This window comes from Aliiroseovarius zhejiangensis, from assembly GCF_014656375.1.
Lineage (GTDB): Bacteria > Pseudomonadota > Alphaproteobacteria > Rhodobacterales > Rhodobacteraceae > Aliiroseovarius > Aliiroseovarius zhejiangensis.
Genome location: NZ_BNCH01000002.1, coordinates 239,358 through 257,643 on the forward strand (window position 1 = coordinate 239,358; position 18,286 = coordinate 257,643).

Sequence of the window (18,286 nt, forward strand, 5' to 3'; positions counted from 1 at the left end):
TTTGTCCCGTAAAAAACTATTGCGTCCCATAAATTCCCAAGCTATCCCTAAATACAAGATGAGGACGGGACATAAGAGGCAACAAGACCTCATGACACTCCCAAGTCAGGTTTCATACAGGCACCCGCTTCATCGCAACGAAAGAGATCCGGCGCGAACGCGAGCAGACATCCCCCCAGGTGGCGCGCGCAGCTGGACACCCGGAAACGGGACAGGCGGCGGATTGGGCAGTGGCAGCAGCTCAATCCGCCGTTTCTATTCCAGCCCCCCGAATCTGGGGCAGGGCAGTGAAGTGGGACAGTGAAGGAGCCGCGCAAGTGGCACGCAGGTTCAGAGGTGAAAGCCACCACAAGGTGGATGCAAAGGGCAGGGTCTCGATCCCGGCCCTGTTTCGCCGTGTGCTTGAGGCGGGCGACCCCGACTGGACCGAAGGCCTGAACCCCAATCTCGTCATTGTCTATGGCGACAAGCGCCGCAACTTCCTTGAATGTTACACGATCGAAGCGATTGACGAGGTCGATCAGCAGATCGCCGATTTGCCGCGCGGTTCGGTCGAACGTCGCGCGTTGGAGCGTATGTTCAACGGTCAATCGCTGCCGACAACGGTAGATGAAACCGGTCGACTGGTTCTGCCTGCCAAGCTGCGCCAGAAAATCGGGCTTGAGAACGAGGCGTTCTTCATCGCAACCGGCGACACGTTTCAGATCTGGAAGCCCGAGACCTACGAAAACGTCGAAATGGCCAAGGCCGAGGCATGGCTGGACAGCCTGCCTGAAGATTTCGACCCGCTCACGCTTTTGGGCGGCGCGTCGAAATCCGGAGGGGATGGATGACATGACCGACCCGGCTGCCACCGAAAAACGTCCTCATATCCCAGTTTTGCTACGGCCGCTTTTACAAGCGGTCGCGCCTGTTTCTGGCGACTGGGCCGATGGCACGTTCGGGGCGGGGGGCTATACCCGTGGATTGCTGGAGGCCGGGGCAGGCTGGGTCTGCGGGATCGACCGTGATCCGATGGTGTTCGACATGGCCGCCGAATGGGCGGCGGATTACGGCGAACGGCTGACCTTGTGCGAGGGCACGTTTTCCAAGCTGGACACGCTTGCGGGGCGACCGCTGGACGGCGTCGTGCTGGACCTTGGTGTCAGTTCGATGCAGTTGGACCTGGCGGATCGCGGTTTTTCTTTCATGCGCGACGGACCGCTGGACATGCGGATGAGCCAATCCGGCCCCACGGCGGCTGACATCGTCAATCAGGCGGATGAGGAAACGCTGGCCGACATCCTCTATCATTATGGCGAAGAACGCGCATCGCGCCGGATTGCGCGTGCCATTGTGAAAGCACGGGCGGAGGCGCCGTTTGAAACCACTCTGCAACTGGCATCAGTGGTGGAAAAATGCCTGCCGCGGTCGAAACCCGGTCAAAGTCATCCGGCCACACGGTCATTTCAGGCCATCCGCATCGCAGTGAATGACGAGTTCGGGCAACTGATCGACGGGCTTGAGGCCGCAGAGCGCGCGCTGAAACCCGGCGGAAAGCTGGCGGTCGTCACCTTTCATTCGATGGAAGACCGCGTGGTGAAACGTTTCCTGCAAGCGCGCGCATCGGAAGGCGGAGGCGGGTCGCGTTATGCCCCGCAAGAGGCCGCGGAAACGCCGCGTTTCAAGTTAACACCGCGCAAAGCCATTGCGCCCGACGCCGACGAACTTGCCGAAAACCCCCGCGCCCGGTCGTCGCGCCTGCGTGTCGCCACCCGCACCGATGCCCCTGCCGGCCCGTCAGACCGGCGCAAACTTGGTCTTCCTCCCCTTGTTTTCAAGGATAAATCATAATGCGTAGCTTGCTTTACATCACTTCCGCCCTGGTCGTCATGGCGCTGGCCTATTGGGCTTACTCGGAGAACTACAAGACGCAGGCGTCGTTGGATCGGGTCGAGGCGTTGCAACGCGAAATCGGGCAGATGCAGGAGCAACTTGCCGTGCTGCGCGCCGAATGGGCCTATTTGAACCGCCCGGACCGGCTGCGCGATCTGGCCGAGTTGAATTATGATCGTCTGGGTCTTCTGCCGCTGGCGCCCGAGCAGTTCGGCCGGGTGGAGCAGGTGGTCTTTCCAGACGAAGATTTGCCGGAGATCACCGAAACCTTTGATGTTTTTGGGGAGATTGACCAATGACCCGCGTCCCCCTGCGCCCGCTGGCCCGTATTCTGGATGCTCGTGCCAAGGGCGAAAACCCCGATGCGATCGAACGCGAGAACCTGCGCCACCGGCATGAAGAAATCCGTGATCGGTCGCGCTTGCGCTCGGAAGGGCGGCTGTTGGTGATGGCGGGGCTGTTTCTGTGTGCCTTTCTGGTGGTGGGCGGGCGGATGGCAATGCTGTCCTCGACCGAACCGCAGGAGCCGCGCGCGCAAGCGCCAGGATCGGCGATTGCCACCGCACGGGCCGATATCGTTGACCGGCAGGGGCGTATCCTGGCCACAAATCTTGTGACCCACGCGCTGTACGCCCAGCCGCCCCTGATGGTGGATCCGCTGCGCGCGGCGGACGAGTTGGTGAAAATCTTTCCCGATCTTAAGCGCGAGCGGTTGATCAAGGATTTCACCGGCACGCGCAAGTTCCTGTGGATCAAGAAAAAACTCAGCCCAGAGCAAAAGCAGGCCGTGTTCGACATTGGCGAGCCGGGCCTGTTGTTCGGCCCGCGCGAGATGCGGCTTTACCCCAATGGCAAGCTGGCGGCGCATGTGTTGGGCGGGGCCAGTTTCGGGCGCGAGGGTGTCAGCGCCGCCGAAGTGATCGGCGTGGCGGGCGTTGAAAAGCAGTTCGACGACTATCTGCGTGACCCGGCCAATGGCGACAAACCGCTGGCGCTTTCGATTGACCTGACCATCCAAAGCGCCGTGGAACGTGTGCTTTACGGCGGCATGAAACTGATGAACGCCAAGGGTGCCGCCGCGATCCTGATGGATGTACATACCGGCGAGGTGGTGTCGGTCGTGTCCTTGCCCGATTTCGACCCTAACAAGCGCCCACGCGTTCTGACCAAGGGCGATCAGTCCGACAGCCCGTTGTTCAACCGCGCGGTGCAGGGGGTTTACGAGCTTGGGTCGACCTTCAAGATTTTCACAGCAATTCAGGCGATGGATCTTGGCTTGGTGAACGCCAACACGATCATCGACACCGGCATCCCGATGAAGATCGCGGGCTACCGGATCGGCGAGTTCAAGAACAAGAACTATGGCAAGCTGAGCGTGTCGGACATCATCGTCAAATCCTCGAACCGGGGCACCGGGCGGATGGCGCTTGAGATCGGACCGGAACGTCAGCAGACCTTCCTGCGCGCGCTTGGCATGTTTGATCGCACCCCGTTCGAGATTGTCGAGGCGCGCGGCTCGCAACCGCTTCTGCCGAAGAACTGGGGCAAGCTCAGCTCGGTCACGATTTCCTATGGGCATGGCTTGTCTTCGACGCCGATGCACCTGGCAGCGGGTTATGCCGCGATTGCCAATGGCGGGTTCGCGGTGAAGCCGACCGTGCTGAAACAGGACCGCATCGCACGCGGTCCGCGGATCATGTCGGCGGCGTCTGCCGCGGCGGCGCGCGATATGCTGCGCAAGGTCGTGACCGAAGGCACCGCCTCGTTCGGCGAGGTGAAAGGTTACAAAGTGGCGGGCAAGACCGGCACCGCCGACAAGCCGCGCCCGCAGGGCGGCTATTACGACGACAAGGTGATCAACACGTTTGCCAGCCTGTTTCCGGCGGACAAGCCGAAATATGTTCTGGTGGTCACGCTGGACGAACCGGTCGAAACATCCGGCCCGAAGCCGCGACGCACCGCTGGCTGGACCGCCGTTCCCGTGGCGTCCGAGATCGTGCGCCGGGTCGCGCCCCTTCTGGGAATGAAGCCGGAACCGGAACCCATCGTTGAATCTCTTGCGGCAACTGGGGTAACACTCGCTTCGAACTGATCTGGATGGGTTGCATGTATGGGCGCTGAGACGAACACCAAATCCCTGGCGGAACTGGGGCTGAGCGCCCGAGGTGGCAAAGAGGCGCGCATTACCGGCCTGTCGGTGGACAGCCGCAATGTGAAGCCGGGACATCTGTTCGCCGCTTTGCCGGGAACGAAGGTCCATGGCGGCGAGTTCATTCAATACGCGCTGCGCATGAAGGCGGGGGCGATCCTGACCGACCCGGAGGGGGCGAGGATCGCGAAGGCGGAATTGGACGCTTCGGATGCTGCGCTTGTCGTCACCGAAGACCCGCGCATGGCGCTGGCCTATGCTGCGGCCCTTTGGTTTGGCGCGCAGCCCGAACACATGGTTGCCGCAACCGGCACCAACGGCAAGACCTCGGTCGCCAACTTCACCCGGCAAATCTGGACGCTTCTGGGGATCGAGGCCGCCAATCTGGGCACCACCGGGGTCGAAGGCGCATTCTCCGCCCCGTTGGCCCACACCACGCCCGAACCGATTACCCTGCACAAATTGCTGGCCGAGATGGCGGGCGCCGGTGTCACCCACGCGGCGATGGAAGCGTCCAGCCACGGGCTTGCCCAACGCCGTCTGGACGGCGTGCGTCTGTCGGCGGCCGCGTTCACCAATTTCACCCAGGACCATCTGGATTACCACGCGAGTTTTGACGAATACTTCGCCGCCAAGGCCGGGCTGTTTGCCCGTGTGCTGCCTGAAGGGGGCACCGCCGTGGTCAACATGGACGATCCCAAAGGGGCCCAGATCGCCACCATCGCCGAGGCGCGCGGTCAGACGCTGATCCGTGTGGGGCAGGGCGACGAGAACGAGCTGCGCATCAAGGCCCGCCGTTTTGACGCCACCGGGCAAGAGTTGATGTTCACCTGGAACGGCGCGGCGCACACCGCGCGCCTGAACCTGATTGGCGGGTTCCAGGCGGAAAACGTGCTGGTTGCCGCAGGGCTGGCCATCGGCTGCGGGGCAGAGCCTCAGCACGTGTTTGACACGTTCAGAGATCTGGAAACCGTGCGCGGGCGGATGCAACTGGCCGCCACCCGTGACAATGGAGCGGCGGTGTTCGTTGATTATGCCCATACGCCCGATGCCTTGAAAACTGCGCTGCGTGCCATGCGCCCGCACGTGTTGGGGCGCCTTGTCCTTGTATTCGGCGCGGGCGGTGATCGCGATACCTCCAAACGTGCGTTAATGGGGCAGGCGGCGGCGGAAAACGCCGATGTCGTCTTTGTCACCGATGACAACCCACGCTCCGAAGACCCCGCCGCGATCCGTGCCATGGTGATGGCGGGTTGCCCTGAGGCAGTGAATGTCGGTGACCGGGCCGAGGCGATCCTGCGGGGCGTCGATGCGCTTGGCCCCGGCGATGCCCTTCTGATCGCGGGCAAGGGGCACGAAGCAGGCCAGACCGTTGGCGATCAGGTGTTGCCGTTTGATGATGCCGAACAGGCCTCGATCGCGGTCGCCGCGCTGGATGGACGCCTCGCATGAGCTTGTGGACGGCCGACGACGCCGCGAAGGCTACGGGTGGCAAGGCGCAGGGCGACTGGTCGGTCGATGGCGTGTCGATTGATACGCGCACCATCCAGCCGGGCGATCTGTTTGTTGCCCTGAAAGACGTGCGCGATGGGCATGACTTCGTCGCGCAGGCTTTGGAAAAATGCGCGGGCGCAGCGATGGTCAGCCACATTCCCGATGGCGTCACCGCCGACACACCGCTTCTGGTCGTCGATGATGTCCTGACCGCGCTCGCGGCGCTGGGCCGTGCTGGTCGCGCCCGTACGGATGCGCGCGTGGTGGCCGTGACGGGATCAGTCGGCAAGACCTCGACCAAGGAGATGCTGCGCGCGGTCTTGTCCGCTCAGGGCCGCACCCATGCCGCCGAGGCCAGTTACAACAACCATTGGGGCGTGCCGCTGACTCTGGCGCGGATGCCCAAAGACACAGAATTTGCCGTGATCGAAATCGGCATGAACCATCCCGGCGAAATCGGCCCGCTGGCCCGCTTGGCGCGGCCCCATGTGGCAATGGTCACAACCGTCGCCGCCGCGCATCTGGAAGCCTTCGAGGATCTTGCCGGAATCGCGCGTGAAAAAGGCGCGATTTTCGAAGGGCTGGAAGAGGGGGGCGTCGCCCTCATCAATGGCGACCTTGAGACCACGCCGGTTCTGACCCGCGCCGCCGACGGCCATCATGTCGAGAGCTTCGGCGAAGGCGATGGCAACGATCACCGGCTGACCCATGTTTCGCTGACGCCGGATGCCACGATCTGCAAGGCTACGGTCGCGGGGGTGGAGCAGATGTTCAAAATCGCCTCGCCCGGGCGCCATTTCGCGATGAATGCGCTGGCGGCTCTGGTCGCGGCACACGCGCTGGGCGCAGACGTGACGCTTGCCGCCCGCGCGATGAACACTTGGCAGCCCCCCACCGGACGCGGCACGCGTGAAAGCGTCACACTGGATGCCCCCGAGGGCCTGACCATGACCCTGATCGACGACGCCTTCAACGCCAACCCGACCTCGATGGCGGCGGCGCTGGAGGTGCTGGGCGCGATGCAGCCCACGGACGGGGTGGGCCGCATCCAGAAAGGCCGCCGCATTGCGATCCTGGGCGACATGCTGGAACTTGGCCCGGACGAGGTCGCCCTGCACGCCGCGCTGGCCGATCTGCCGTTCTTGCGTGCCATCGACCAGGTGCATTGTGTCGGACCGCGAATGCAGGCGCTCTGGTCGCGGCTGGATGGCGATCAGCAGGGGCTTTGGGTCGCGACCGCCGCCGAGATGTCAGCGCAGGTGCACCGGCTGATCGACGCAGGCGATGTGGTGCTTGTGAAAGGGTCGAAAGGCTCGTTGGTGTCTCAGACTGTTGACGCGATCCGCAAAATGGGTCAATCGCTTCGTTAATTCCAAAAAAGGGCCCGCTTTATGTTGTATTGGTTGACCGAGTTTTCGGACGGTGGCGATGTTTTCAACCTGTTTCGCTATATCACCTTCCGGTCGGGCGGCGCCTTCTTCACCGCGCTTCTCTTCGGCTTTATGTTCGGTCAGCCGCTGATCAACATCCTGCGGCGAAAACAGGGCAAGGGTCAGCCGATCCGCGATGACGGCCCCGAAAGCCACAAGGAAAAACAGGGCACACCGACGATGGGCGGGCTGTTGATCCTGTCGGCACTTCTGGTGTCCACGCTGCTTTGGGCGCGGCTCGACAATCCCTATATCTGGATCACGCTGTTCGTCACCTACGGCTTCGGGCTGATCGGCTTTGCCGACGACTATGCCAAGGTGTCCAAAGCCACGACCGCCGGAGTGTCTGGCAAGCTGCGCATGGCGCTGGGCCTTCTGATCGCTGCCATCGCGGGCTATCTCGCGTCGGTCTGCCACCCCGAAGGGTTGCAATTCAAACTGGCGCTGCCCTTCTTCAAGGACACGCTTCTGAACATGGGCCTGTTCTTCATCCCCTTCGTGATGATCGTGATCGTGGGCGCGGCCAATGCGGTGAACCTGACGGACGGTTTGGACGGGCTGGCCATCATGCCGGTGATGATCGCCGCCGGCACGCTGGGCGTCATCGCCTACGCGGTGGGCCGTGTCGACTTCACCGAATACCTCGATGTCCATTACGTCCCCGGCACGGGCGAGCTGTTCATCTTCACCTCGGCCCTGATCGGTGGAGGCTTGGGCTTTCTGTGGTACAACGCCCCACCCGCTGCCGTGTTCATGGGCGATACCGGGTCACTGGCGCTGGGCGGCGCACTGGGTGCCATCGCGGTTGCCACCAAGCACGAGATCGTGCTCGCCATCGTCGGAGGGTTGTTCGTGGTCGAGGCGCTGTCGGTCATCATTCAGGTGCTTTACTACAAACGCACCGGACGCCGCGTGTTCCTGATGGCGCCGATCCACCACCATTTCGAACACAAGGGCTGGCAGGAGCCGCAGATCGTCATTCGCTTCTGGATCATCTCGCTGATCCTCGCCCTGATCGGATTGGCAACGCTGAAAGTCCGCTGATCCAACTGTTTCTTCTGGCCAAAAATATCCCGGGGTAGAGTGAAACCAACGGTTTCACTCGAAGGGGCAGCGCCCCTTTCCTGCCTCGCAACATCAGGCAGGGGCTTTCGTTTCCACGCGCCGTGGTCTAGCCATAATGAAACGAAACAGGAGGCGTGGATGATCCCTGTCAAAGGCTATGAAGGTCAGAAGGTTGCGGTTTTGGGACTGGGACGGTCCGGCCTTGCCACGGCCCATGCTCTGGAAGAGGGCGGGGCCGAGGCGCTTTGCTGGGACGACAGCCGTGAGGCCCGCGAGCGCGCCGAAGGGCAGGCTTTGATCCTGCACGACCTAACCCGCGCGGACGCGTGGCAGGACGTCGCCGCCCTGATCGTCAGCCCCGGTATCCCGCATCTTTACCCCGAACCGAACAGGATCGTCGCCGCCGCGATGGAGGCGGGCGTGCCCGTCGACAACGACATCGGCCTGTTTTTCCGCAGCTTTGCCGACGGGGACTGGGACAGCTTCGACATCATGCCCAAGGTGGTCGCGGTCACCGGGTCGAACGGCAAGTCCACCACCTCGGCCCTGATCCATCATGCGCTGGAACATGCCGGGCGTCCTGCGCAACTGGCGGGCAATATCGGGCGTGGGGTGCTGGACATCGACCCTGCCCATGACGGCGAGGTCGTGGTGCTGGAACTGTCCAGCTATCAGACCGAGCTTGCCCGCGCGCTGACGCCGGATGTGGCGGTGTTCACCAACCTGTCGCCCGATCACCTGGATCGGCATGGCGGCATAGGGGGCTATTTCGCGGCGAAACGGCGCCTCTTTGCTGAGGGCGGTCCGGACCGCGCGGTGATCGGTGTGGACGAAGCCGAAGGCGTCTATCTGGCGGGACAGATGGCAGAAGGGCCGGCGGATGATCGGGTGATCCGCATCTCGGTCGACCGCAAGCTGACCGGGCCGGGCTGGCAGGTCTATGCCCGTAAGGGGTTCTTGTCGGAATACCGCAAGGGGCGGCAGGTGGGGTCGATCGACCTGCGCCGGATCAAGGGCTTGCCCGGCACACATAATCACCAGAATGCCTGCGCGGCCTATGCGGCCTGCCGCACCTTGGGTCTTGCCCCCAAGCAAATCGAGGCTGCGTTTCATGCCTTCAAAGGCCTGCCACACCGTTCGCAGTTGGTGGGCGAACAGGACGGGGTGGCCTTTGTCAATGACAGCAAGGCCACCAATGTGGACAGCGCCCGCGCCGCCCTGTCTGCGTTCCGCCACATCCGCTGGATCGCGGGTGGTTTGGGGAAAGAGGGGGGCATCGAAAGCCTGTCGGCCAAGGATCTCTCTGGTGTCACAAAGGCTTATCTGATCGGCCATTCAGCGCGGGAGTTCGCGCTTCAACTGGGCGATGTGCCGTATGAGATATGCGAAACCATGGCGCAGGCCGTGGCGCGGGCAGCCGGAGAGGCCCAGCCCGGTGACACGGTTCTTCTGGCCCCGGCGGCGGCCAGTTTCGATCAGTATCCGGACTTCGAAAAGCGCGGTGAGGATTTCGCACGACAGGTCGCGTCGCTCATGTCCGGTCGTTAGGTTGCCAGTATTCCGCGGCATACGAAACATGATGAAAACCCCTTGTTATTAAGGGTTTGCAAGGGGTCTTGCCTCTGCTACCTGTGTCGCAGAAGGAGCAAACCCGCATGTTGTCACTGGAAGATTACCCGCAGCGCTATGAGTTGGCGAACGAATTGCACGCCCGACCTTCGCCTGCATTGTCGGCGCCTGTCACGGCCGTTTATCTTGCCGTCAAATGCCCCGACCATGCGGCCAGCCGGGACCGGGATCAGGACCGCGCGCATCTGATCGACCTTCTGGACCGGTTCGGCGCGCCCCATCCCAGCCCCGATGCAAACCACTATTTCGGCACGATCGGGCGCCATCACCTGAAATGGGAACAACATACCGAGTTCGTGACCTATACAGTCTTTGCCGACGGCGTCGCCTCGCGGGCCTTCGAGCCGGCAGCTTTCGACGTGTTTCCCGAAGACTGGCTGCAACAGGCACCGGGCAAGCGTGTGACATCGATCCATCTTCGGGTCGACCTCATGCCCGACACCGAAGCCGAGATGAACGATGTGCTCAGGAACTGGTTTGTGGCCGAAAGCGTGGCGGCGACGTGGGTGCTGGACCGGGCCGCGATGGTGGCCGGTGATTTCCGCATCGACACGGCCGGACATATCCGCTTTACCGCCTTTGTCGACAAGACCGCCGGGCCGCGCCGCATCGGCCGGATCGTGCAGCGCCTGTGCGAGATCGAAACCTACAAGTCCATGTCGATGCTGGGCCTGCCCCCCGCGCGCCACCTGCAAGCCAGGCTGGGCCATCTGGATGGTGAACTGACCAAGCTGGTGGGCGCCATGTCACGCGATGACGAAGCGCCCGAGGCGACATTGGACGAACTTCTGCAAATCTCGTCCGAGCTTGAGGATCTGACCGCCGCGACGTCGTTCCGGCTCAGCGCGACCAAAGCCTATGAGGCATTGGTGAATCAGCGCATTCAGGCGCTGCGCGAGGAACGGTTCATGGGGCGCCAGACGATGAGCGAGTTCATGATGCGTCGCTATGACCCCGCGATGCGCACGATCAAAAGCGCCGAACGGCTGTTGGGCAGTATGGCTCAACGGGCGATGCGGGCGGGCGATCTGCTCAGAACCCGCGTCGATGTGCAGCGGTCCGAACAGAACCAGGCGCTGCTGGAGGGGATGAACCGCCGCGCCGACATGCAACTGCGCTTGCAGGAAACCGTCGAAGGTCTGTCGGTCGTCGCGATCAGCTACTACGCGGTGTCACTGGCGGGCTATCTGGCCTATCCCCTGACCGAACTGCTGGGTATTTCGAAAGGGATGCTGACCGCCGCGCTTACGCTGCCTGTGGTTGCGCTTGTGTGGTGGGGCGTGCGGCGGATCCGTCATTCGATCGGGACGTAAAGCGCGCATCCACGCGCCCTGCCGCCCACGCGCCAGCCGAGATGGCGATCAATGCGAGCACCGCGGCCACCGATAGGGTCGCCACACCCGAGATGCCGGCACCAACGGTGCAGCCGCCAGCCAGAACCCCGCCGAAACCCATCAGCGCGCCGCCGGTCAGGTAACGGCCCATTTGGCCCGGACCGTCGAAACCCTGCCATTGGAACCGTCCCGCAATCAGCGCCGATGCCAGCGCACCCAATACCACGCCACCGATCAACCCGGTGCCGAAGTTGGCCCCGATGGCCGAAGATGCGCCGGTCCAGAACAGCGTGTCTGCCAGCGGTGCGGTGAAGGACAGGCTTTCAAAGGTGATCGGGTCGAACTCGTCTTGCAGCACCAGACCGGTGCCGACCCAGCCCAGCGGGATCAAAACGCCCAGAAGGGCCGCCAGGAGCAGCACACCGGCGCGTGGGCGCGCCTGACGGATCAGGAAGCCCGACAGCAGAACCGGCAGGATCGCGGTCCAGAGCGGCAGGGTCGGGGCAGGGATCGTCACCCCCTCAAGCGCGACGCGGACCGGGGCAAGCAGCCCCTTCAGCGTCGCCAATGCCGCAAGGGCGGCCACGAACAGCACCACCAGTGCGCGCAGGTTGCCCGAGGCTCCAAGCACCGCCAAACGTGACAGACAGCCCCGGGTCAGGACCATGCCGATGCCAAACAACAGCCCGCCGATAACGATCGACAGATAGGGCAGGTCCGCGGCGAGGAACCGATGGGCCGAGAACTCGATCCATCCCGCCTGTACGACGCCCTGGGTGCCCAGAACGGCCACAGCCAGGGCCGTCACCCAGATCGCAAGCGCGGACCGGTTGTCCTGTCCGCCACCGATCAGGCCACGCCGCAGACAGAAACGCGTGATTTCCGCCAGCCCGCCGAAGGCCACGCCCAGCCCCAATCCGAACAGGATCGAGGCGGTGCGCGGGGTCAGGGTCTCGAAGCCAAGGGTCTCAAACATCTTCATGTCTCCGCATTTGGGAATGTGTTCCATCTGGCAAGTGATTTCGGCTCTGGCAAGGGGCGTGTCTGGGTGTTTGGTGTATATTCCAAGGAAATTTTCCTGCCTTTGGCGGGGCGCAGCGAACGATATGCGGCGATGTGACGGGGCAGTCAAACGGGCGTTGCTTCACAGGTGAACGAACCGTATCGGCGTTCTTTTTAACGCCTGACAGGACGGATCCAACGCGGATCAAGCGCGTCGCGCAGACCATCGCCCAGATAATTTACGCCAAGCACGGTCAGGGTGATCGCCAGTCCGGGCCAGATGGCCCGTGTAGGTGTCACGGTCATGTAATTGGTTCCGTCATACAGCATCCGTCCCCAGCTTGGCACATCGGACGGAAGGCCCAGCCCCAGAAAGCTCAGCGCGCTTTCGGTCAGGATGGCATGGCCCACGCCCAATGTGGCCGAGACAAGGATCGGGCCAAGAATGTTGGGCAGGACATGGCGGCGGATCATCGCAAACGGGCGCGTGCCAAGGGCGGTGGCGGCAAGGATAAACTCGCGCTCGCGCAGGGTCAGAACCTCGGCGCGGACGATCCGGGCGGTCTGCATCCAACTGGTCAGCCCGATCGCGCCCACGATCAACAGGAAAATGCCGATCTCCGGACCCAGTAGCGCCCGAAGGCTGTCGCGCCACAGCATGATGGCGGCCAGTAGCAGGGGCAGAAGCGGCAGGGACAGGAACAGGTCGGTCAGACGCATCAGCGGCGCATCCCAGCGGCGCAGAACGCCCGCCAGCACCCCGACCAGCGTGCCAAGCCCGACCGCCAGCCCCATGGCGACCAGCCCGACCAGCAGCGACACCCGCCCCCCGGCCATCAGCCCCGCCAGCAGGTCGCGCCCCAGCTGGTCGGTTCCAAGCGGATGGGCCAGGCTGGGAGGTTGTGAGCGCGCCGCAATGTCGATCTGTGCCGGGTCCAGTGGCCACAGCCACGGCCCGATCAGCACCCCGCCGACAATGGCAGATAGCAGAACCAGTCCCGCCACCGCACCACGATGGGCGACGAAGCGCCGCCAGAACCGCGACCGGCGCGCTTTGGCAGGAAGGGGGGCGGCGACCCTAGTCATAGCGGAGCCGGGGATCCAGCAGCCCATGCGCGATGTCGGCCAACAGGTTGAACGCAACGATCAGCACGGCAAACAGGAAGGTCAGCGTCTGCACCAGTGGCAGGTCGCCGCCATGGATGGCCGAAATCAGAAGCTGCCCCAATCCGTTCACGCGAAACACCTGCTCGGTCACGATCGCGCCGGCAAAGACCTGCGGAATGGTCAGCGCCAGCACGGTGATGACCGGCCCCATCGCGTGGCGCAGCGCATGACCCAGCAGCACCCGCGGCTCGCTCATCCCCTTGGCGCGTGCGGTGCGGATGAAATCGCGATGCAATGTGTCCAGCATCGACGCGCGCAGATAGCGGCTGAACTGGGCGGCGTTGAACAGGGCCAGCACGGTGACAGGCATGACCATCTGGCGCAGTTGGAGTGTGAAGCTGTGCCAGTCCGCAACCCGAAGCGTGGTGTCATAAATCGACGGAAGCCACCCAAGATGCACGGAAAAAAGCAGGATCAGCAGCACGCCCAGAAAGAAGCTGGGCACCGAAAAGCCGACCATCGCCGCGAAAGTGCCCAGTTGATCCACCCAGCCATAGGGCCTGCGGGCCGACAAGATGCCCACCGGCAGCGCGATCAACAGACCGATCACCAGCGACAACCCGACCACCCAAAGGGTCTGGGGCAGGCGCTGGGCGATCAGGTCCGCCACCGGGGCATGGGTCGACCAGCTCAAAAGTCGCATCCTGTCGCTGTCCCGCCCGATCAGGCCATCCAGAAGGTTCAGGGGTTCGTTCACAAAAAACTGTTTGCACCACAGAAGATAGCGCACATGGGTCGGCGCATCCAGGCCAAGCCCGGTGCGGATCTGGTCACGAACCTCGTCCGGGATGGTCAGGGGCAGGCTGGCGGTGGGATCGTTGGGGGCCAGGTCGATCAGCAGGAAAATCACAAGGCTGATCGCGATCAGCAGCGGAACGGAAAAGGCAAGTCGTCGCAGCGTATAGGTAAACATGGCACGACCTGCGCTCTTTTGATGTCTGCGTCCATGGGACGGGTGTCGCGTTCAGTCTAGCGGTCTTATCTGGCGCGGGTCCAGTCCGCGATGTTCCAAAGCTCGCTGTCCCAGGAGTTCATTTTCACCCCCAGAAGCGTGTTCGAGATTGCCGAGACATCGCCGCGATGCACCAGCGGGATCAGCGCTCCGGCTTGCATCAGCATATCGTTCATTTGCCGCGCGATCGCCGCCCGGTCTTCCAGGGCCGAGGTTTTCGCCAACTCCGCCGCCAGCGCGTCATAGGTTGGGTTGCAATACCGCGGGATGTTGAACCCCAGCCATGAATTGGCGGGTTCGGGGATACCCTTGCAGGTCCAGTTGTTCAGATACGCCTCGGGGTCGGTGCCGGGGAAGAAATTGGTGAACATCTGGATGTCGGCATAGAATTTCTGGAACGTATCCGGGCTGGCCGGGTCGCCGCCAAAAAACACCGACGGGTCGATCTGGCGCAACTCGGTCTCGATGCCGATATCGGCCCACCACGATTTCAACAGCGCCTGCGTGTCCTGCCGCACCGGGTTGATCGAGGTCTGGAACAGCACTGACAGGCGGATGCCGTTCTTCTCGCGCACGCCATCGCCATCGGCGTCGACCCAACCGGCGTTTTCCAGAATCTGGCGCGCCTGTTCAAGGTCTTGCGTCAGGCAGTCGTCATTGGCGCTTGAGGCATAGATCGCAGGCGCGGGCAGAATATCGCACGTCGGCTTGCCCGCCGCGCCATAGCCCAACGCGGCAACCGCCGCGCGGTCGATGGCAAGCGACATGGCCTTCAGAACGGCAGGGTCGGTCAGAAACGGGTGCGCTCCGCCTTCGCGGGTCGAGCGCCGCGCGCCAAGCGTGGGCGACGGATCGGTGCGGTTGATCATCAGCCGCTCCACCGGCGTGCCAAAGGACCGGATGATCTGACCCATGCCACCATCTGCCATGGCGTCAAGAACAGAGGGGTCCACCTGAAGGTTCCAGGCATAATCTGCCTCGCCTGTCTCCAGCACGGCCCGCGCCGCGCTGATCGCGTCGCCGCCGCCCTTGATCGTGACAGTTGCAAAGCCCGGTTTGTCAGGGTCGCGATAATGAGGGTTGGCGGCAAAGGCGACGACATCGCCGGCCCGAAATTCCGTGACCCGATAGGGTCCGGTGCCGATGGGCGCGGTATTCTGGGTGGTGCAGCTTTGCGCGGCGCCCCCCAGACAGGGCAGGAATTGCGCCTTTTGCAGGATCGGTGTTTCAACCCCGACCAGCGGGCCATAGGGAAAGGGTTTCGGTGCGGCGAAGGTCAGGCGCACGGTCAGGGCGTCCAGTGCCTCGACCGCGGTCACGTCGGAAAACTTGCCCGCCTGTTGGCAGCCACCTTCCTGTGTCATGCAGTATTTTGCCGTGAAAACAACATCATCTGCGGTGACCTTTGTGCCATCTGACCAGTATAGGTCAGGGCGCAGCGTCCAGGTGATCGTCGTCAGATCCTCGGAAATGCCGCCATTGGCGCGGGTCGGCATCTCTGCGGCCAGCCAGGGCACCATGGCACCTGTTTCATCGTAACGCGCCAACGGTTCCAAGACCAGCGAGGCGGGTTCGATGTCTTTCGGGCCACTGGACAGATACGGGTTCAGGATGGTTGGCGCTTGCCAATACAGGATGTCCAGATGACCCGAGGCCCCGCGTTCGGCGCTGGCGGCGACCGGCAACAGTGTCATGACGAACGCCGCCGCCCATCCCCGGGAAAACCCTTTGTTGTTGGTCATCTCTGTCACCCCCTTGGCGAAAACCCATACCGCCGCCGCATAGTAAAGTCACGTCATCGCGCACGGATATGCCCGAAATATCCCGTCCGAATGGGCTGGACAGTTGAACCGGATCGGGAACCCTCGCATTGTCAGACAGGCGGCAGGGATTCGAATGCCTTCAGCCAAACCCGAATGTTACGATCAGCAGAAAGGGCGCGTCGTGCCGATCAGGAACCGATTTCACGAGTTGAAAGATGACATCACCGCCTGGCGGCGCGATTTTCACGCCCACCCGGAACTGATTTTCGACACGCACCGCACCGCCGGGATCGTGGCTGATAAGTTGCGCGCCTTCGGCTGTGACGAGGTGGTGGAAGGCATCGGGCGCACGGGTGTGGTCGGCGTCATCAAGGGGCGCAGTGACAGCGCGGGGCGGGTGGTCGGCTTGCGCGCTGATATGGACGCTCTGCCGATCGACGAGGCGACGGGGCTGGACTATGCTTCGACCACTCCCGGCAAGATGCATGCCTGCGGCCATGACGGGCATACCGCGATGTTGCTGGGGGCGGCGCAATACCTGGCCGAGACGCGCAATTTCGATGGCACCTGCATCGTGATCTTCCAACCCGCCGAAGAAGGCGGTGGTGGCGGGCGTGTGATGTGCGAGGACGGGTTGATGGACCGGTTCGGCATTCAGGAAGTTTATGGCATGCACAATTGGCCGGGCCATGACGCAGGCACGTTTGCGATCCGTCCCGGCCCGTTTTTCGCGGCGACAGACCTGCTGGATATCCGATTCGAAGGGCGCGGGGGGCACGCCGCCAAGCCGCATGAAACGATTGACCCGGTGGTGATGGCGTCGCAGGCGGTGCAGGCCTTGCAGACCATCGCCTCGCGCAGTGCCGACCCCACCGATCAGGTGGTTGTCTCTGTCACATCGTTCCAGACAAGTTCGAATACATTCAATGTGATACCGCAAGAAGCTCATCTTCTCGGTACGGTGCGCACGCTGTCAAATGATGTTCGGGATCTGGCCGAAGACCGGGTTTATGCGATCTGCAACGGCATCGCGGCGGCGTTTGGTGGCACGGTCACAGTGCGATACGAACGAAACTATCCGGTGATGGTGAACCATGACCGGGAAACCGCGTTCGCCGCAGAGGCCGCTCGGGCAGTTGCGGGCAATTGCGAGGACGCGCCCCTGATCATGGGCGGCGAGGATTTCGCCTATATGCTGGAAGAACGACCCGGCGCCTATATCCTTGTCGGCAACGGCGACACGGCGATGGTTCACCACCCCGAATACAATTTCAACGACGAGATCATCCCGCAGGGCTGTTCGTGGTGGGTCGAGGTGGTCGAGCAGCGAATGCCCCTGACCTGACGCGCGTGGCGATCAGCCGCCCGTATGGTTCATGTGCCGGATCGTCTGCCCCTGCACCCCCTGCCGGGAATAATCGAAATCATGGCCCTTGGGCTTGCGTCCGATGGCGGCATGGATGGCGTCGATCAGCACCGCATCGCTTTCCGAGGCGCGTAGGGGCGCGCGCAGGTCTGACATGCCGTCATGGCCAAGGCAGGTGTAAAGCTGGCCGGTGCAGCTCATCCGCACACGGTTGCAGCTTTCGCAGAAATTATGGGTCAGCGGCGTGATCAGGCCGATTTTCTGTCCGGTTTCCTTGACCCGCAGGTAACGCGCTGGACCGCCCGTCGTCTCGTCCAGTTCGGTCAAGGTCAGACGTTCGGCCAGTTGTGCGCGCAGGTCGGACAGGGGCCAGTATTGATCCAGGCGGTCTTCCTCGCCCATATCGCCCATGGGCATGACCTCGATAAAGGTCAGATCCAGGCCTTTTTGCGCACACCAGTCGACAAGATCGAACAACTCGCTGTCATTGAAGCCTTTCAGCGCGACGGCGTTGATCTTGACCTTCAGACCCGCCGCCAAGGCCGCGTCAATGCCGCGCATGACCTGCGGCAGGCGACCCCACCGCGTGATGCGCGCAAACTTGTCTGCGTCCAGCGTATCGAGCGAGATGTTCACCCGCCGCACCCCTGCCGCGTAAAGGTCATCGGCAAAGCGATGCAGTTGCGACCCGTTGGTGGTCAAGGTCAACTCGTCCAGCGCGCCGCTGTCCAGATGGCGACCCATGCCTTCGAAAAAGCCCATGATTCCCTTGCGCACCAGTGGTTCGCCCCCGGTGATGCGCAGCTTGCGCACACCAAGGCCGATGAAGGCGGAACAGACGCGGTCCAGTTCCTCCAGGGTCAGCAGGTCTTTCTTCGGCAGGAAGGTCATGTTCTCGGACATGCAATAAGTGCAGCGGAAATCGCACCGGTCCGTAACGGACAAACGCAGATAGGTGACAGGCCGCTGGAACGGATCGACAAGACGAGAGGTGTTCATGGCCTGAACCTAAGCGCGGGCGAACCGGCGCGCAAGTCGCGGCAAGGTAAATTCTGCCGTT

The 18,286-nt window shown here is 62.9% G+C and carries 15 protein-coding genes; 10 read left to right on the forward strand and 5 right to left on the reverse strand.

All coding sequences use genetic code 11. The features are described from left to right. The first annotated feature begins 317 nt into the window (after positions 1-317). From mraZ to IE188_RS05895, 9 genes are all read left to right on the forward strand, one after another. Entirely contained in the window at positions 318-833 is a 516-nt protein-coding gene (mraZ, locus tag IE188_RS05855) for a division/cell wall cluster transcriptional repressor MraZ (RefSeq protein WP_191285538.1), read from the forward strand. Between the two features lies 1 nt (position 834). Then, entirely contained in the window at positions 835-1,833 is a 999-nt protein-coding gene (gene rsmH / locus IE188_RS05860) for a 16S rRNA (cytosine(1402)-N(4))-methyltransferase RsmH (protein ID WP_191285539.1), read from the forward strand. Beyond that, positions 1,833-2,174: a cell division protein FtsL gene (ftsL, locus tag IE188_RS05865; RefSeq protein WP_191285540.1), complete on the forward strand. Its 342-nt coding sequence runs from the start codon at positions 1,833-1,835 to the stop codon at positions 2,172-2,174. Before rsmH ends, ftsL begins: the two co-directional genes overlap by 1 nt. Further along, complete coding sequence (locus IE188_RS05870; protein ID WP_191285541.1) at positions 2,171-3,967, forward strand: peptidoglycan D,D-transpeptidase FtsI family protein; 1,797 nt, start codon at positions 2,171-2,173, stop codon at positions 3,965-3,967. The genes ftsL and IE188_RS05870 overlap by 4 nt, the downstream gene beginning before the upstream one ends. Positions 3,968-3,985: 18 nt before the next feature. Next, a complete protein-coding gene (locus tag IE188_RS05875; RefSeq protein ID WP_191285542.1) occupies positions 3,986-5,476 on the forward strand; it encodes a UDP-N-acetylmuramoyl-L-alanyl-D-glutamate--2,6-diaminopimelate ligase in 1,491 nt (496 codons plus the stop codon). Then, positions 5,473-6,888: a UDP-N-acetylmuramoyl-tripeptide--D-alanyl-D-alanine ligase gene (locus IE188_RS05880; protein WP_191285543.1), complete on the forward strand. Its 1,416-nt coding sequence runs from the start codon at positions 5,473-5,475 to the stop codon at positions 6,886-6,888. Before IE188_RS05875 ends, IE188_RS05880 begins: the two co-directional genes overlap by 4 nt. 21 nt (positions 6,889-6,909) lie before the next feature. Beyond that, positions 6,910-7,992, forward strand: coding sequence for a phospho-N-acetylmuramoyl-pentapeptide-transferase (mraY, locus tag IE188_RS05885; protein WP_191285544.1), 1,083 nt, complete (start codon positions 6,910-6,912; stop codon positions 7,990-7,992). Between the two features lie 159 nt (positions 7,993-8,151). After that, a complete protein-coding gene (gene murD / locus IE188_RS05890; RefSeq protein ID WP_191285545.1) occupies positions 8,152-9,561 on the forward strand; it encodes a UDP-N-acetylmuramoyl-L-alanine--D-glutamate ligase in 1,410 nt (469 codons plus the stop codon). 107 nt (positions 9,562-9,668) lie between these two features. Continuing rightward, positions 9,669-10,955, forward strand: coding sequence for a DUF3422 family protein (locus IE188_RS05895; protein WP_191285546.1), 1,287 nt, complete (start codon positions 9,669-9,671; stop codon positions 10,953-10,955). Here the strand turns inward: IE188_RS05895 and IE188_RS05900 are convergent. The 4 genes from IE188_RS05900 to IE188_RS05915 form a co-directional block, all read right to left on the reverse strand. Next, entirely contained in the window at positions 10,888-11,952 is a 1,065-nt protein-coding gene (locus tag IE188_RS05900; RefSeq protein ID WP_191285547.1) for a YeeE/YedE family protein, read from the reverse strand. The two genes, IE188_RS05895 and IE188_RS05900, sit on opposite strands and share 68 nt — an antisense overlap. A gap of 200 nt (positions 11,953-12,152) precedes the next feature. Then, positions 12,153-13,064: an ABC transporter permease gene (locus IE188_RS05905; RefSeq protein ID WP_191285548.1), complete on the reverse strand. Its 912-nt coding sequence runs from the start codon at positions 13,062-13,064 to the stop codon at positions 12,153-12,155. After that, on the reverse strand, positions 13,057-14,058 hold the full coding sequence (locus IE188_RS05910) for an ABC transporter permease (RefSeq protein WP_191285549.1): 1,002 nt from the start codon (positions 14,056-14,058) through the stop codon (positions 13,057-13,059). Before IE188_RS05910 ends, IE188_RS05905 begins: the two co-directional genes overlap by 8 nt. 65 nt (positions 14,059-14,123) lie before the next feature. Further along, the gene (locus tag IE188_RS05915) at positions 14,124-15,839 is read right to left on the reverse strand and encodes a peptide ABC transporter substrate-binding protein (RefSeq protein WP_191285550.1); all 1,716 of its coding nucleotides are present in this window, start codon (positions 15,837-15,839) and stop codon (positions 14,124-14,126) included. Between the two features lie 202 nt (positions 15,840-16,041). Between IE188_RS05915 and IE188_RS05920 the strand changes: the two genes are divergently transcribed. Further along, positions 16,042-17,205 carry a M20 aminoacylase family protein gene (locus IE188_RS05920; RefSeq protein ID WP_191285919.1) on the forward strand — a complete coding sequence of 388 codons (1,164 nt, stop codon included), beginning with the start codon at positions 16,042-16,044 and terminating at the stop codon, positions 17,203-17,205. A gap of 12 nt (positions 17,206-17,217) precedes the next feature. On the opposite strand, the gene moaA is transcribed toward IE188_RS05920, so the two are convergent. After that, positions 17,218-18,225, reverse strand: coding sequence for a GTP 3',8-cyclase MoaA (gene moaA / locus IE188_RS05925; protein WP_191285551.1), 1,008 nt, complete (start codon positions 18,223-18,225; stop codon positions 17,218-17,220). Between the last annotated feature and the right edge of the window lie 61 nt (positions 18,226-18,286).

Excerpts from the sequence above, each read along its gene's own strand:
- IE188_RS05905 (WP_191285548.1), bottom strand. The coding sequence starts at position 13,064 with ATGACTAGGGTCGCCGCCCCCCTTCCTGCCAAAGCGCGCCGGTCGCGG.
- IE188_RS05915 (WP_191285550.1), bottom strand. The coding sequence starts at position 15,839 with ATGACCAACAACAAAGGGTTTTCCCGGGGATGGGCGGCGGCGTTCGTC.
- IE188_RS05910 (WP_191285549.1), bottom strand. The coding sequence starts at position 14,058 with ATGTTTACCTATACGCTGCGACGACTTGCCTTTTCCGTTCCGCTGCTG.
- murD (WP_191285545.1), top strand. The coding sequence starts at position 8,152 with ATGATCCCTGTCAAAGGCTATGAAGGTCAGAAGGTTGCGGTTTTGGGA.
- ftsL (WP_191285540.1), top strand. The coding sequence starts at position 1,833 with ATGCGTAGCTTGCTTTACATCACTTCCGCCCTGGTCGTCATGGCGCTG.
- IE188_RS05875 (WP_191285542.1), top strand. The coding sequence starts at position 3,986 with ATGGGCGCTGAGACGAACACCAAATCCCTGGCGGAACTGGGGCTGAGC.
- IE188_RS05895 (WP_191285546.1), top strand. The coding sequence starts at position 9,669 with ATGTTGTCACTGGAAGATTACCCGCAGCGCTATGAGTTGGCGAACGAA.
- IE188_RS05880 (WP_191285543.1), top strand. The coding sequence starts at position 5,473 with ATGAGCTTGTGGACGGCCGACGACGCCGCGAAGGCTACGGGTGGCAAG.
- IE188_RS05900 (WP_191285547.1), bottom strand. The coding sequence starts at position 11,952 with ATGTTTGAGACCCTTGGCTTCGAGACCCTGACCCCGCGCACCGCCTCG.
- IE188_RS05870 (WP_191285541.1), top strand. The coding sequence starts at position 2,171 with ATGACCCGCGTCCCCCTGCGCCCGCTGGCCCGTATTCTGGATGCTCGT.
- moaA (WP_191285551.1), bottom strand. The coding sequence starts at position 18,225 with ATGAACACCTCTCGTCTTGTCGATCCGTTCCAGCGGCCTGTCACCTAT.
- mraY (WP_191285544.1), top strand. The coding sequence starts at position 6,910 with ATGTTGTATTGGTTGACCGAGTTTTCGGACGGTGGCGATGTTTTCAAC.
- rsmH (WP_191285539.1), top strand. The coding sequence starts at position 835 with ATGACCGACCCGGCTGCCACCGAAAAACGTCCTCATATCCCAGTTTTG.